The 12,919-nt window shown below is 61.4% G+C and carries 11 protein-coding genes; 5 read left to right on the forward strand and 6 right to left on the reverse strand.

The annotated features are described in order from the left end of the window. Position 1: 1 nt before the first annotated feature. From PQQ96_RS19395 to PQQ96_RS19410, 4 genes are all read right to left on the reverse strand, one after another. On the reverse strand, positions 2-1,774 hold the full coding sequence (locus PQQ96_RS19395; RefSeq protein WP_408295111.1) for a hypothetical protein: 1,773 nt from the start codon (positions 1,772-1,774) through the stop codon (positions 2-4). After that, positions 1,771-3,327, reverse strand: coding sequence for a BCCT family transporter (locus PQQ96_RS19400; protein WP_408295114.1), 1,557 nt, complete (start codon positions 3,325-3,327; stop codon positions 1,771-1,773). The genes PQQ96_RS19395 and PQQ96_RS19400 overlap by 4 nt, the downstream gene beginning before the upstream one ends. Positions 3,328-3,419: 92 nt before the next feature. Beyond that, complete coding sequence (locus PQQ96_RS19405) at positions 3,420-4,466, reverse strand: dipeptidase (protein ID WP_408295117.1); 1,047 nt, start codon at positions 4,464-4,466, stop codon at positions 3,420-3,422. Between the two features lie 17 nt (positions 4,467-4,483). Continuing rightward, complete coding sequence (locus tag PQQ96_RS19410) at positions 4,484-5,926, reverse strand: aldehyde dehydrogenase family protein (RefSeq protein ID WP_408295120.1); 1,443 nt, start codon at positions 5,924-5,926, stop codon at positions 4,484-4,486. Positions 5,927-6,029: 103 nt separating this feature from the next. On the opposite strand from PQQ96_RS19410, the gene PQQ96_RS19415 reads away from it, so the two are divergent. The 3 genes from PQQ96_RS19415 (at position 6,030) to PQQ96_RS19425 (ending at position 8,869) form a co-directional block, all read left to right on the forward strand. Then, complete coding sequence (locus PQQ96_RS19415) at positions 6,030-6,959, forward strand: LysR family transcriptional regulator (protein WP_408295123.1); 930 nt, start codon at positions 6,030-6,032, stop codon at positions 6,957-6,959. A 118-nt stretch (positions 6,960-7,077) separates the two neighbouring features. Further along, on the forward strand, positions 7,078-7,851 hold the full coding sequence (locus PQQ96_RS19420; RefSeq protein WP_408295126.1) for an SDR family oxidoreductase: 774 nt from the start codon (positions 7,078-7,080) through the stop codon (positions 7,849-7,851). A 112-nt stretch (positions 7,852-7,963) separates the two neighbouring features. Continuing rightward, on the forward strand, positions 7,964-8,869 hold the full coding sequence (locus PQQ96_RS19425; protein WP_408295129.1) for a LysR family transcriptional regulator: 906 nt from the start codon (positions 7,964-7,966) through the stop codon (positions 8,867-8,869). Between the two features lie 36 nt (positions 8,870-8,905). On the opposite strand, the gene PQQ96_RS19430 is transcribed toward PQQ96_RS19425, so the two are convergent. After that, positions 8,906-9,622, reverse strand: coding sequence for a DUF8737 domain-containing protein (locus PQQ96_RS19430; RefSeq protein WP_408295132.1), 717 nt, complete (start codon positions 9,620-9,622; stop codon positions 8,906-8,908). Between the two features lie 82 nt (positions 9,623-9,704). On the opposite strand from PQQ96_RS19430, the gene PQQ96_RS19435 reads away from it, so the two are divergent. Then, the gene (locus PQQ96_RS19435) at positions 9,705-10,313 is read left to right on the forward strand and encodes a TetR/AcrR family transcriptional regulator (protein WP_408295135.1); all 609 of its coding nucleotides are present in this window, start codon (positions 9,705-9,707) and stop codon (positions 10,311-10,313) included. Positions 10,314-10,444: 131 nt separating this feature from the next. On the opposite strand, the gene PQQ96_RS19440 is transcribed toward PQQ96_RS19435, so the two are convergent. Next, positions 10,445-11,458 carry a zinc-dependent alcohol dehydrogenase family protein gene (locus PQQ96_RS19440; protein WP_408295138.1) on the reverse strand — a complete coding sequence of 338 codons (1,014 nt, stop codon included), beginning with the start codon at positions 11,456-11,458 and terminating at the stop codon, positions 10,445-10,447. Here PQQ96_RS19440 and PQQ96_RS19445 point away from each other — a divergent pair. Next, positions 11,457-12,467, forward strand: a complete 1,011-nt coding sequence (locus PQQ96_RS19445; protein WP_408295141.1) for a LysR family transcriptional regulator — start codon at positions 11,457-11,459, stop codon at positions 12,465-12,467. The two genes, PQQ96_RS19440 and PQQ96_RS19445, sit on opposite strands and share 2 nt — an antisense overlap. The last annotated feature ends 452 nt before the right edge of the window (positions 12,468-12,919 follow it).

Consider the following 12,919-nt stretch of genomic DNA (forward strand, 5'->3'; position numbering starts at 1 on the left):
TTTATGCGCTCCGTCTCTCGCTTCCGCCAGGCACACACGGAAACGCCCAATCGTCGATCATGTCCGGCGCAAGATCGTCGAGCGTCGGCGCCCCCTGAAACAGCGTGACCCGAACCCAGAGATTCGACTTCGGATCGAACTTGCTCGCACCGAACATCGACAGCTTGGCTCGCATCAGGTCGATGGGCAGCATGTCCCGCGCGAGCAGGTTGTGACGGATTTCGCCGTAGGCATGCGATGCGAGCGTCTGAATCCGCCGCACGATGGCGCGATAACCGGCAAACTCGCCGGCGAACTCAGCGACATTGCGTGAGCTGTCTGCTTCAGCGTTCAACTGCGCATACAGACGCAATACCTGACGCGCTATATCCAACGGTAACTCCCGCTCCGCTCCCGCCTCCTCGGCACGCACGCCGAGCCTCGGTTCCTCTTTCTCCGCCGATCTGTACCAGAAGAAATGATCGTCGTCCCGTTGCGCGGCGGGTTGTGCCAGCGCCCATCGATAGTCGCGTTCAATGAGTTGCAGCAATTCGCCGACGCACATGTCGGGGTTCAGGATCAGCGCATCGGCGACCGGTGCCGCGCATTCGATCGAATCCACGAGGTCTGGATAGAGTTCGAGTAACACGGTAACGAGGATTTCCTGCGTCGCACAGGAAAGCTGCTCGGCAGCCCATGCAAACAACTCGCTCCAGCGGAATACACCCTTTCGCTCGTAGCCGATCTGAAGTTCACGTTCGAGGCGCGGCAATTCCGTGAGGATCCGCGCATTGCGCGCCGCTTCTGGTGGGTGATCGGTGTGAACCTGCGCAACATGGCAAGCCGCCCGGGCGAGCAATCCCATACAACGTGCGAAGGCTTCCCGATCGACTGGCTCAACTGCCAGCACGCGCGCCAGGGCGGTTTCGCGTGCACCTATCCACTGATCGACCTGCACCGGATGGCGCACAAGAAACGGCGCCATGCCGAGACCGGTTGCGTTGCCCACGCCGAGATAGCGCCGGAAACTATGCGCGAGCTTGACCGCCCCACGTGGATTACGCCGCGCAGCGACGTGTTCGACCAGCCTTACGCTAAAGTCGCGTAACACGAATACGGCGCACATCTGCGCTGAAAAGCCGCGGCTGAATGCCTGGCTATCGACAAGTCGCGGATAATCCGCAATGCCGAATTTGCCGTTGCCGTATACCGCTGTCGTTCGGATCAGATAGCCCACCCGCTCAAAAACGGAGGGATCGGGTTGCCGGCCCGCAGCGAGGCACTCCGCCACGTAACCGAAGTTACGCACGCTCTTGTTCGCGCGGCACAAGACGAGGTCATTTGCACGCAAACGTCCCGCTTCCTGCAACGGCACATTCCCGCGCAGATACGCGATGTCGGCGGCGCTGGGGACGCCGCAGATCAGCGCTGACGTAACGTCCCACTTCTGGGCGATGACCCGGTCGGTCCGCTCGGCATCGTCGAGATGCTGCGAGAAAATCACCTGACTGTAGCGCTCGCCATAGGCTTCGATGGTATAGATGCAGACACCGTAGCCATTGTCATCGAGATCCATGTGCGTGACGCGGATCCGCCAGTTGTCACGCGCCATCCGTCGCACGAGCGAACGCACGAAGCTCAAGCGGGTACCGTGCATCGCGCCGAGACGCTCGGTACGGTTCGTGATGTCGGGACTGCGTAGCGGTGCGCCGGGAAGCGCCGCGGTGTCCGCGGGTTCGCCGAATCCCGCAAGGTGGTCACGTTGTTCTTCCATGATCGCGTCGTGCGCCATCATTTCACTCCTTGCTCTGCGGCCATCGTGCGCGCGATGCGAACCGCGTCCCACAGCGAAGGCAGAATGATGATCGACACAGGCACGGCGGTAATCACAATGAACGACTGCAACGCGCTCACGCCACCCGCGCCCATCGTAATCAACACCGCACCCACCAGACCCATGCCGACCGCCCAGAAAATCTTCAGCCAGTTCCCAGGCTCACCGCGATCACCAGTCACAGCCATCGCGATGGTGTAGGCCATCGAGCCGCCGTTCGTCACCACCGAGAAGAAGCTGAGAAACAGGAACAACGCGGATATCAGGTTACGCAACGGCATCGCCTGCGCAACGCCTAGCAGCAGCGCCTCGGGCTGCGTGCCATGGCCGATCACCGCACCGGGCGATTTCAGTTCGATGCCGATTCCGGTGCCACCGACCAGCGTGAACCACAGCATCGTGATCAGCGGTGCGGCAACCGACAGCAGCACCACCACTTCGCGGATCGTGCGGCCGCGCGACACCTTCGCGACGTAGATCGCCATGATCGGCGCGTAGCCGATGAACCAGCCCCAATAGAAGAGCGTCCATGAATTGAGCCACTTGCCGTCGCCGCGATACATGGCGGTCTGCGCGAAATCGACAATGTGCGTGGCGAACGCCTTGAAAAAGACCGTGGTCAGAAACTCGGTCGGCCCGAACGCGTAAAGAAATGCCGCGAGTCCGAGCATCAGCCACACGTGGATCTTGCAGACAAAGCGCAGCCCTTCGAGGCCAGCGATGCAAGCCGCCGTGAAGATCGCCGTGACCGCAAGAATGACGAGCGCCTGCGTGGTGATCGTATCGGGTACGTTCCAGACGGAATGGAGCACGTAGGCAATCTGCAGACCGAGGAAGCCGATCGGTCCAATTGTCCCCGCGGCAACCGCAATGATCGACGTTGCATCGGCGATCGCTGCAATCGGGCCGTTGAGCGCCCGTGCACCGAACAACGGATAGAGCAACGTACGCGGTGCAAGCGGCAAGCCCTTGTCATAGTGCAAATGCATCAACACGATGCTCAGCAGACTACCCAGCACGGCCCACGCGAGAAAGCCCCAGTGCAGGAACGATTGCGCGAGTGCCGCGACACCGCCGGCATAGGTCCTGCCTGCCACCCCGTAGTAGGGAGGCGGGTTGACGAAATGCATCAACGGCTCGGCGGCTGCCCAGAAAGCTCCGCCGCCGGCCAGCAACGCGCACATGATAATCACCACCCAGTTGAACGTCGAATTGGATGGCGTCTGCCCGATGCCGCCGAGTTTCACACGCCCGAGTTTCGAAAACGCGATCCCGAGACTGACCGCGAAGGTGGCGAGCATCAGCACCTGCCAGTAGAGCCCGAAGCCCTTGGTGGCCCATGTGAAGGCTGTGTCCACCGCCGTGGTCAGCCAGGGCAGATTGACCAGCGCGGCGATCAGGAACAGCAGGAAGAAGCCGCCGCTGATCCAGAAAATGGGCCAGTCGATGCCGCCTTTGCGATGCGCCGCTGGGTGACCTTTGGCTGCCATGTTTGCCGTGGTTGGGATTTCCATGTCTCCTCCAGGAGGATAAATCGTTATGGCGCCAGTACGTTGTTGTAAGAAAACGGCGCCGTTTGAATAGTTGTGACGAGGCTGCGCTGCGGTTAAGCCATGACCGTTGCCGTGCGTTGCGCTTCGCCCGTCCCGGCCGCTGTCGCGTAACGGCTGTTTTCCGCGTCACGGAGAATCCGCATCCAGTTGCCGCCCATGATCTTCGCGATATCGGCTTCGGCAAAACCTGCGTGCACCAGCGCGGCCGTCAGGTTTGGAAAGTCCGCGCTCGATCGGAACCACGTGACCGGTTCGGGCCATGCGGCATTGTTCGCGCTGCCTTCACCAAAATCCGTCTCCTTGCTCCAGCGGCCATTGCGCATCCACTCGAGCACGCTATAGGGCTGCCCCTGACACAGATCGCTGCCGATGCCGACGTGGTCGATCCCGACCAGATCGACGGTCCGCGCCACCATGTCGGTGAATTCGCCGGGCGTGCAGCGGCTGCCGTTCTTCAGATGGAAAGGATAGAGGCTGAATCCGACCAGGCCGCCGCGCGACGCCAGAGCACGTAATACGTGGTCAGATTTGTTGCGTTTGGCTTCGTGAAAAAAGCTCGGATTCGCGTGACTGATCACGATCGGTTGCACGGAAATCTCGATCGCCTCCAACGTGGAGCGCTCGGCGCTGTGCGACATATCGACGATCATGCCGACGCGGTTCATTTCCTTGATTACCGCGCGGCCAAACCGCGTGACACCGCTGTCGGACGATTCATAGCAGCCTGTCGCAAGCAGGCTCTGGTTGTTATACGTCAGTTGCATGGTTCGCACGCCGAGATCGCGGAACACCTCGACGAGACCGATGTCGTCTTCGATCGGCGAACAGTTTTGCAATCCGTAGAGAATAGCGATCTTGCCGGCGCGCTTTGCACGCGCGACGTCGTCTATCGTGCGCGCCGGCATCACGAGGTCGCTGTGGCGCTCATAAAGTAAGTTCCACTCGGCGATACGCGACAGCGTTTCGCGTGCATTCTCCCAGTAGACGATCGTCGCATTGACCGCGGCCACTCCGCCGGCACGCATCTCTTCAAAAATCTGCCGGTTCCAGTTCGAGTACTGCGTGCCATCGACTACAAGCAAAGCGTTATGGATGCTCATGGCGTTTCCCCGTCCGTTCAGGCGCGCGTGTAAGAAGTCTTCAGCGTCGTATAGAACTCGGCTGCATTGGGACCCTGCTCGCGCGGGCCGTAGCTCGATGACTTGCGACCGCCGAATGGCACGTGATAGTCGGTTCCCGCGGTCGGGAGATTCACCATCACGCAGCCCGCCTGGGCGTGGCGGCGAAAATGCGTGGCGTGCTTGAGCGATTGCGTGACGATGCCCGCCGTCAGACCGAACGGCGTATCGTTCGAAACCGCCAGCGCCTCGTCGTAGTCGCGCACCGGGATCACGCAGGCAATCGGACCGAACACTTCGTCGCGATTAAGTTGCATGTCGTTGCGGCCTTCGTCGAACAAGGCCGGCGACATGCAATACGCGCGTTCGGGTTGCGCGAGATGTTCACCTCCATGCACGAGCCGCGCGCCTTCGCGCTTGCCGATCGCGATGTACCGAAGATTCTGTTCGAGTTGGCGAGCATCGACGACCGGGCCCATCTGCACGCCTTCGTCGAGCGCGCGCCCCACCTTCACGCTGCGCAGTTTTTCGGTGAGCCGTTCGACGAACGGCTGGTGCATGGCGTGCGTCACCACCAGCCGAGACGAGGCCGTGCATTTTTGCCCCGTGCCCGAATACGCGCCCTGAAACGCGCATTCGACGGCGAGGTCGAGGTCCGCATCGTCGAGCACCACAAGCGCGTTCTTGCTGCCCATCTCCATCTGCAGCTTGATGAGATTAGGCGCGGCGACGGCCGCGATGCGCCGGCCGGTATCAACCGAACCGGTAAAGGAAATGCCGTTGACCGATGGCGATGCAGCAAGCGCGTTGCCGACCGATGCGCCCGCGCCCATCAGCAGGTTGAAAGTCCCGGCAGGCAACGCCTGGCGGCTGATAATTTCCGTGAGCGCCCAGGCACTGGCGGGCGTCAGATTGGCTGGCTTGAACAGCACCGCATTACCGAACGCGAGTGCAGGCGCGATTTTCCAGCTCGCGGTTGCCATCGGGAAATTCCAGGGCGTGATCACGCCGATAACACCGAGCGCCTCTCGCTGGATATCGATCTCAATGCCAGCGCGGACCGAATCGGCCTTCCCGCCTAACTGACGAAGCACCTCGGCGGCGAAGTAATGGAAGAACTGCCCGGAACGGTAGACTTCGCCGACGCCTTCAGCGAACGTCTTGCCCTCTTCCCGCGCTAATTGACGGCCGAGTTCCTGACTGCGGGCGATCAGTTCATCGCCGATGGCCCGCAACACGTCATGCCGCTTTTCGAGCCCGGTCGCAGCCCAGACGGGTTGCGCCGCGGCTGCGGCCGAAATGGCGGCATGCACTTGCGCGCTGGTCGCCTGCGCGTAGCAACCGATCAGGTCGTTCGTGTCGGACGGACTGCGGTTCTCGACAACCGTTTCTCCCGCCACCCAGCGGCCGTCGATCCAGTTCAAAAAGGTCTGCGAATTCATTATCGGTCTCTATGCGTTTGACATGAGACCGATTCTAGAAACAGCTGTAAAATAATCAAAACCAATTATTTTGATAAAATTATTTGCAAAACTTATCGGACCCATGGACCGTTTCCCGGATGTCAAGATCGCGCAGTTGCGGCACTTCGTTTCCGTCATCGAGCATGGCGGCTTCAAGGCTGCAGCGAAGGCCGTGTTCCGCAGCCAGCCGGCACTGTCGCTATCCATAAAGGAACTGGAAACCGCGCTCGGCGCGCCACTCTTTGAAAAGGGCAGCCATGCGACGCCGACGCCGTTCGGCTCCATGTTCTATGGCGAAGCGAGGAAGCTCGTCGAGCACTACGAACGCGCGATCGCCGCAGCCATCGACGTCGCACGAGTCCGTGGCGGCAGCGTGCGGGTCGCCGCCGTGCCGTCGGTCGCTCACGAAATGCTGCCGCGCGCGATCAGCCGGTTCGCCGCGCGATATCCGGGCATTCAGCTTCATGTGGAAGACGGCACCGCTGCGTACATTCACGATCGGGTACGCTCCGGCGCGATCGATTTTGGCATCGCAGGCGAACCGGAGTTCGAAGCCGAACTGAGCTTTACGCCGCTGATTGCGGACGTGATGTGCGTGGTCGTGAATGCCAAACACGCGTTGTTCAGGCAACGCCGTATCGAATGGCGCGACCTGTCAGGGTACCGGGTGATCGGCAACGGCACGATGCGTGCCCTACCGGCCGCGGTGCGCGAAGCGGCGGCCGAGCAGGACGAAATCTTCATAGCGAACACCACTACGCTGCTTGCCGCGGTCGAGGGCGGAGTCGGGCTCACCGTGTTGCCCTATCTTGCGAAGCAACGTTACCGCGACACGCTGCGGTTCATCCCGCTCGATGCACCGCGAATCGAACGTACGGTGGGTTTCGTCGAGTTTGCGGGTAGATCGCTCAGTCCTGCAGCGGATGCTCTGCGAGCGAGCTTCGTTGAGGATCTCGATGCGTCACGGCTTCCTGAATTGGTACGTCGGCTGCTTCCTGACGCTGAGTGTTAGCTGCGCGTGAAGGACGGCGATTGGACCACTTTCCTGGACAATCCATCCAGGGCGCGGGAGCTTATCCTGCATCAGATGCCGCGTAGACTTGAATTCCCCGAACATCGAGGACATTCCCATGGCAGACCATTCCATCAAAGGCAAGGTTGTGCTGATCGCAGGCGGCGCGAAAAACCTGGGCGGCCTGATCGCCCGCGATCTCGCAGCCCAGGGCGCCAAGGCTATTGCGATTCACTACAACAGTGCCGCCAGTCAGGCTCAAGCCAATGCCACGGTCGAGGCAATCCGATCCGCGGGCGCCGAGGCAGTGGCGTTTCAGGCAGACTTGACCCGCGCCAGTGCGGTCGAGAAACTGTTTGCCGATGTAGTCGCCGCGGTAGGCAAGCCTGACATCGCCATCAACACCGTCGGCAAGGTGCTGAAAAAACCCTTCGTTGAGATCAGCGAGGCTGAGTACGACGAGATGACCGCGGTGAATTCGAAAACCGCGTTTTTCTTTCTCAAGGAAGCGGGCAAGCATGTCAACGACAACGGCAAGATCGTCACGCTTGTCACGTCGCTTCTGGGCGCATTCACGCCGTTCTATGCCGCGTACGCGGGCACCAAGGCGCCTGTCGAACATTACACGCGCGCAGCCGCAAAGGAATTTGGCACGCGTGGTATTTCGGTCACCGCGGTAGGCCCGGGACCGATGGACACCCCGTTTTTCTATCCGGCCGAAGGCGAAGACGCAGTCGCATACCATAAGACCGCTGCAGCGCTATCATCGTTTTCCAAAACGGGCCTGACCGATATCCATGACGTGGTGCCGTTTATCCGTCATCTGGTCAGTGACGGATGGTGGATCACCGGCCAGACCATTCTCATCAATGGCGGCTATACGACGAAGTAACGGTGCTTGCGACGGCCGGCGGCATGTCGCCGGCCGACTCAGCAACTACCGCAATGCAGTGCCTGCGATGAAGGATGAAGTCGAAAGCGGCGTATCAAGACAATAATGTTCAATGGATAAACTTGATCAGTACCGTGTCTTCATCCAGGTTGCCGATATGGGCAGCTTCATCAAAGCCGCGCACGCACTGGAATTGCCGCGTGCGTCGGTGTCGGCCGCCGTCCAGCAATTGGAGGCGAGCGTCGGCGTGCGGCTATTACATCGCACCACGCGTCACGTCCAACTCACGGCGGATGGCGCGCAATTGCTGGAAAGAGTCCGACTGTTGCTGACCGACGCAGAGGAGATCGATCAGTTATTCCAGGTCCGACAACGGCAAGTTTCCGGGCAACTGAAAGTCGATATGCCCAGCCGTATTGCTCGCCGTCTTGTCGTGCCCGCTCTGCCGGGTTTGCTGCGCAGCCACCCTGCCCTGCGGCTCGCGTTGGGTTCGACCGATCGCGCGATCGATCTGGTACAGGAGGGCGTGGACTGCACCATCCGCGTCGGCGAGTTGCACAACAGCAATCTGGTCGCGCAGCCGCTGGGCCGCATCGCCATGATCAACTGCGCCAGTCCAGACTATCTGCGTGAACACGGCGTCCCCGAACATCCCGACGAACTGGCCGACGGACATATGTGCGTCGGCTATGCCTCTCCGACGACAGGGCGCGAACTACTCTGGGACTACCTGATCGCGGGGCGGCAGGCGCAGATATCGGTAAGCAGCCGGATGATCGTCAATAACGCGGAGAACTACATCTCCTGCTGCTGTGCGGGCCTTGGGCTGATTCAAATTCCGCGCTTCGATGTACAGCATCTGCTGAACGCCGGCACATTGGTGGAAGTCATGTCCGAATTCAGGGCAGCACCCATGGCCGTCTCAGCGCTCTACCCGCATCGCAGGCAGCGGTCGCGTCGGCTCGTCACGTTCATCGAATGGCTCAACGCCCTGATGCAACCGCATTTCGAGCCGTGACGAGGCATGTCGCGATGGCCGCCCTTCAACGACAAGTCACGCGCTAACAGGCGAGATTGCCGGCTCCCGGCTGCTGCGCAGCCGTTGAAAGAGAAGGATGTGCAGATGCGCCAGCAGCGGGACGTTGAAACAGGGAATGAGTATCCACGGGAGGGTCGTCATTACGCCGCTATCCACGCTCGATGCGGCCAGGTGGATTGGCAAGCCGGGGGACGATGCGACCCCCAACGCGATGGCAACCATCAGATCGAGAAGGCCGAGCGCGTTCCATAGAAGCGCAATTGTTCGCCAAGCCGGTGCTCTGACGACAACCAGATACGCCAGAGGAATCGCCGTCAGGCCGATCAGCACATCGCCCCAGCCCGCCACCGGCGCATCGGGCGCAGGAAGCCGGCCGGCGGCATAAAGCAGCAGAAAGAACACCCCGAGTACGCGTGTCGCGTGAAGCCCGATCAACACGGGCACCGGTAGCGCACTCACCGCCTCGCGCATCGTACCCGCACGCGTGCTGGCAAAGGTGAGCAAGGCAAACGGAATCAGCACCGCCAGGCCGACACCAGCCGGCCCGATGCCCCGCACGGCATCGAATGCGCCGGTGGCGCCGAAGGCCGCGACCAGCGCGAACCACGCGATACCCACGGCGGCCATCGCGAGGCGCCGCGCGACGCTCCACCGGAGGAAATAGACGTAAACACCACCGACAAGCGCCGAAATCGCCGTGAGGACCACGGCCCCAATCAAGTCGAGTTGCACGATCAGCCTCCATGTCAAAATATGATAGATCTCATATTTCCAGAATATGATGTCTATCATATTCTGTCAAGAAACGGAGCCGATGATGCCTTGGCACGAGAAACACAAACAGGAAACCCGCGCGCGCATCATTGCCGTCGCGGCACGCGCGATCCGTGCGCGCGGCCCGAGCGGCGTCAGCGTGGCTGAGATCATGAAGGAGGCCGGCCTCACGCATGGCGGCTTCTATGCGCACTTCGCGTCCAAGGACGAACTGCTGGCAGAAGCGATCACCCGCGCCACTGCGGAGACCTTGCAGTTTCTGGAGAAGACGGCGACAGACGCCGCCGGCCAGATGCCGGGGTTGGCCGACATCGCGGACGCTTACCTGGGCACCCTGCATTGCGAGCATCCGGAACGCGGCTGTGTGCTCGCCGCTTGCGGATCCGAACTTGCCCGGGCCGACGACGCCACGCGAAACGCACTGCACGAGAATGTGCGGACCTATCTGACATGGCTCCAACAGCATGGTGACGACGCGGCCGGTGGCAAGGCAGAGCGTCAGATCATTGGTGCGCTTGCGACGATGGTCGGCGGGATGATCCTCGCCCGGGCCGCCGGCGACCCGGCGGAAGCCCGCAAGGTGCTGACGGCAGTACGTGGCTTCTTACACGACGAGGTGAGTGAGCGCGACGACGATGCGCAAGCGTAACCCCCTGCCGGATCTGCGTCGTAAGGGGGTTGCGATCGCATCGCCGCTGACGAAGGACTCCGCGCCCATCAATTGCGCAGCACTGCGGATGGATTCCGGCGTGACGGCGAGGTCATCACGCGCACGAAGCGTTATTGCGAACCGAAGTCTATGGCGACTTTACCGAAGTGAGACCCGCTCTCGAGAAAGCGGTAGGCAGCCGGCGCGTCTTCGAAGCTGAAAGTCCGGTCGATGACAGGCTTGATTCCGGCCCCCTTGATCGCGCGAACCGCGTCAGCGAGATTGGCGGTCGAGCCCGTGTTGCTCCCGATGATGCGCAAGGTTTTCAGATTGATCGGCAGGACCGGAATGGAGAGCTCCATGCCGCTGACAAAGCCAACCACGTAGATCGTCCCGGCAAAGGCCGCCGCATTCAGCGAGCGGGCAAAGGTGGCCGGCCCGACCGTTTCGACGATCAGATCCGCCCCCTCTCCGCCAGTCTCGTCGAGGACGACCTCATCCCATCCAGGCGTGGAAACGTAGTTGATCGTCACGTCCGCGCCCAGCTCGCGGGCGCGCGCCAGTTTTTCGTCCGATGACGACGTGATGATCACTCGCGCACCCGCGGCTTTCGCGAACTGCAACGCGAACAGACTCACGCCCCCCGTGCCCAGCAGCACCACGACGGCGCCTGGCCGGACGTTGCCCGCGACGATCGCATTCCACGCCGTCGTTGCGGCGATCGGGAGACTGGCGGCTTCTACAAACGACAATTGTTCAGGGATGCGAGCTAAAGAGGCGGCCGGAACCACCGCATAGTCCGCGAGCGAACCCGGCATGGTGACGCCCCGCATACGCCCCGACGTCGAACGAGACAGAGGACCGGAAGCCCAGTCGACAATCAGGCCCGGCACCACCCTGTCGCCCACCGACCATCCGCTGACATGGCTGCCCACTTCGACGATTTCTCCCGCGCCGTCGGTGCCAGGGATGAACGACGGCATATCGGCCTGTCCCAGTTGCCCCGACACAACCATCAAGTCAAGGTAATTCAGACTCGCGGCCCGCAGACGGACCAGCACTTCGCCCGCTTCAGGCTTGGGCGTAGGGACCTCGGCGAGGTGGAGTGAATCGATGGATAGCGATGTCAGCTGAAAGGCCCGCATGGGGAAAACCTCCGTAAGGTATGACCGCAAGGAGGACATCCTAACAAGGTGCCAACGCTATAATTCGCCGCAGAAACATAACATTACTGCGCACGGTGCATCAATGGACAGTGTTGAAGCGGACCAGAGCGAGGCCTTCCTTGCGGTGCTTGAAACCGGCAGTTTCTCTGCCGCCGGACGTCGCCTGGGACGAGACGGCTCAGTTGTCTCAAGACGCGTCGCCGCGCTGGAAACGCGCCTGGGCATTCGGCTCCTAGAGCGCTCGACACGCCGTGTTTCAGCGACCGAAGCAGGCCGCCTTTTCAGGGAGCGGATACGCGACGCCATGGACATGGTGCGTCACGCGGAAGAAGAAGTCCGCGCGATGTCGTCCTTGCCTTCCGGGCATTTACGGCTCAGTTTGCCGGTCGCGTTCGGCCGGATATGGGTTGCGCCAAGACTCCCGGAATTTCTGGCTCGCTATCCGGGGATTCAGATCGACGTGAGTTACGCGGACCGATACGTCGATCTCATCGCCGAAGGGTTCGACGCCGGCGTGCGAATCGGGGACATGAAAGACAGCCGTCTGGTGGGCCGCCGCCTCGCGACGACCCGGCGATTGCTCTGTGCCGCGCCCTCCTATCTCGATGCGCGGCCCGCGCTAACCGAGGCCGACGACCTGCTGCAACACGAGTGCACCTGTTTTACGCGACTTGCCACCCATCCGGTCTGGCATTTACATTGCGACGGCCGCAGCCGCGCGCTCAAAGTCAACAGCAGGCTCGAGATGGATGACGCGCAAGCCGTCGTTCAGGCGGCGCTCGCCGGCTCCGGCGTGATCATGGCGACTGACTGGCTGGTTGGACGCGAGCTAGCAGAAGGCCGGCTCGTCCACGTTCTTCCCGACTGGCAGGTTCGGGGGGAGACAGGTGTGAGTGTGGTACGCGCGTCGATCAAACATGAGCCGGCAAAGACGCGTGCGTTCGTCGAATGGATTGCCGGGATATTTGCAAAACCACCGTGGCTTTAACAGCGTAAGGGATCGTGGCAGGTCTCGCCTGCCCGCTACTTTTGTGCGTCAGCAACGACGAACCCGCAGCGTTTTAACAAGAGCCTTAACACGCGGACTCGCGCCGAATGCCCTGTGACAGGTTCGTGTCATCTGCACGACACCCACGGGCCGCACCATGTTAGCCTGGCTGCCACGGCGTCGAGACGGCGTCGATTGACCCACCTCCCCGCCTGCCTTGCGTTAGCCAGATTCTCGATGCCCGATTCGCGCACCGCTGAAAGGCGCATAACGCACGTCGAAACACGAGGGTACGGCCCGATGACGACATGCTTTCAATCGCCTGTCGATCGCAGCAATTCCACAAGGAGCAAGTTATGCATGATGTGGCAGATTCCGAGGGCTTGCGGCGCGCCAATGTGAAGTCAGTCCAGCAGTATATTGACGAACGCCCGATGTGGCCCGACGGAACC

Origin of the sequence: Paraburkholderia sediminicola (assembly GCF_046027825.1) — a bacterium.
GTDB classification, from domain to species: domain Bacteria; phylum Pseudomonadota; class Gammaproteobacteria; order Burkholderiales; family Burkholderiaceae; genus Paraburkholderia; species Paraburkholderia sediminicola_D.

Bases quoted from the DNA above. Each gene is read 5' to 3' on its own strand.
- PQQ96_RS19395 (WP_408295111.1), bottom strand. From the start codon at position 1,774: ATGATGGCGCACGACGCGATCATGGAAGAACAACGTGACCACCTTGCG.
- PQQ96_RS19400 (WP_408295114.1), bottom strand. From the start codon at position 3,327: ATGGAAATCCCAACCACGGCAAACATGGCAGCCAAAGGTCACCCAGCG.
- PQQ96_RS19405 (WP_408295117.1), bottom strand. From the start codon at position 4,466: ATGAGCATCCATAACGCTTTGCTTGTAGTCGATGGCACGCAGTACTCG.
- PQQ96_RS19410 (WP_408295120.1), bottom strand. From the start codon at position 5,926: ATGAATTCGCAGACCTTTTTGAACTGGATCGACGGCCGCTGGGTGGCG.
- PQQ96_RS19415 (WP_408295123.1), top strand. From the start codon at position 6,030: ATGGACCGTTTCCCGGATGTCAAGATCGCGCAGTTGCGGCACTTCGTT.
- PQQ96_RS19420 (WP_408295126.1), top strand. From the start codon at position 7,078: ATGGCAGACCATTCCATCAAAGGCAAGGTTGTGCTGATCGCAGGCGGC.
- PQQ96_RS19425 (WP_408295129.1), top strand. From the start codon at position 7,964: ATGGATAAACTTGATCAGTACCGTGTCTTCATCCAGGTTGCCGATATG.
- PQQ96_RS19435 (WP_408295135.1), top strand. From the start codon at position 9,705: ATGATGCCTTGGCACGAGAAACACAAACAGGAAACCCGCGCGCGCATC.
- PQQ96_RS19445 (WP_408295141.1), top strand. From the start codon at position 11,457: ATGGGGAAAACCTCCGTAAGGTATGACCGCAAGGAGGACATCCTAACA.
- PQQ96_RS19440 (WP_408295138.1), bottom strand. From the start codon at position 11,458: ATGCGGGCCTTTCAGCTGACATCGCTATCCATCGATTCACTCCACCTC.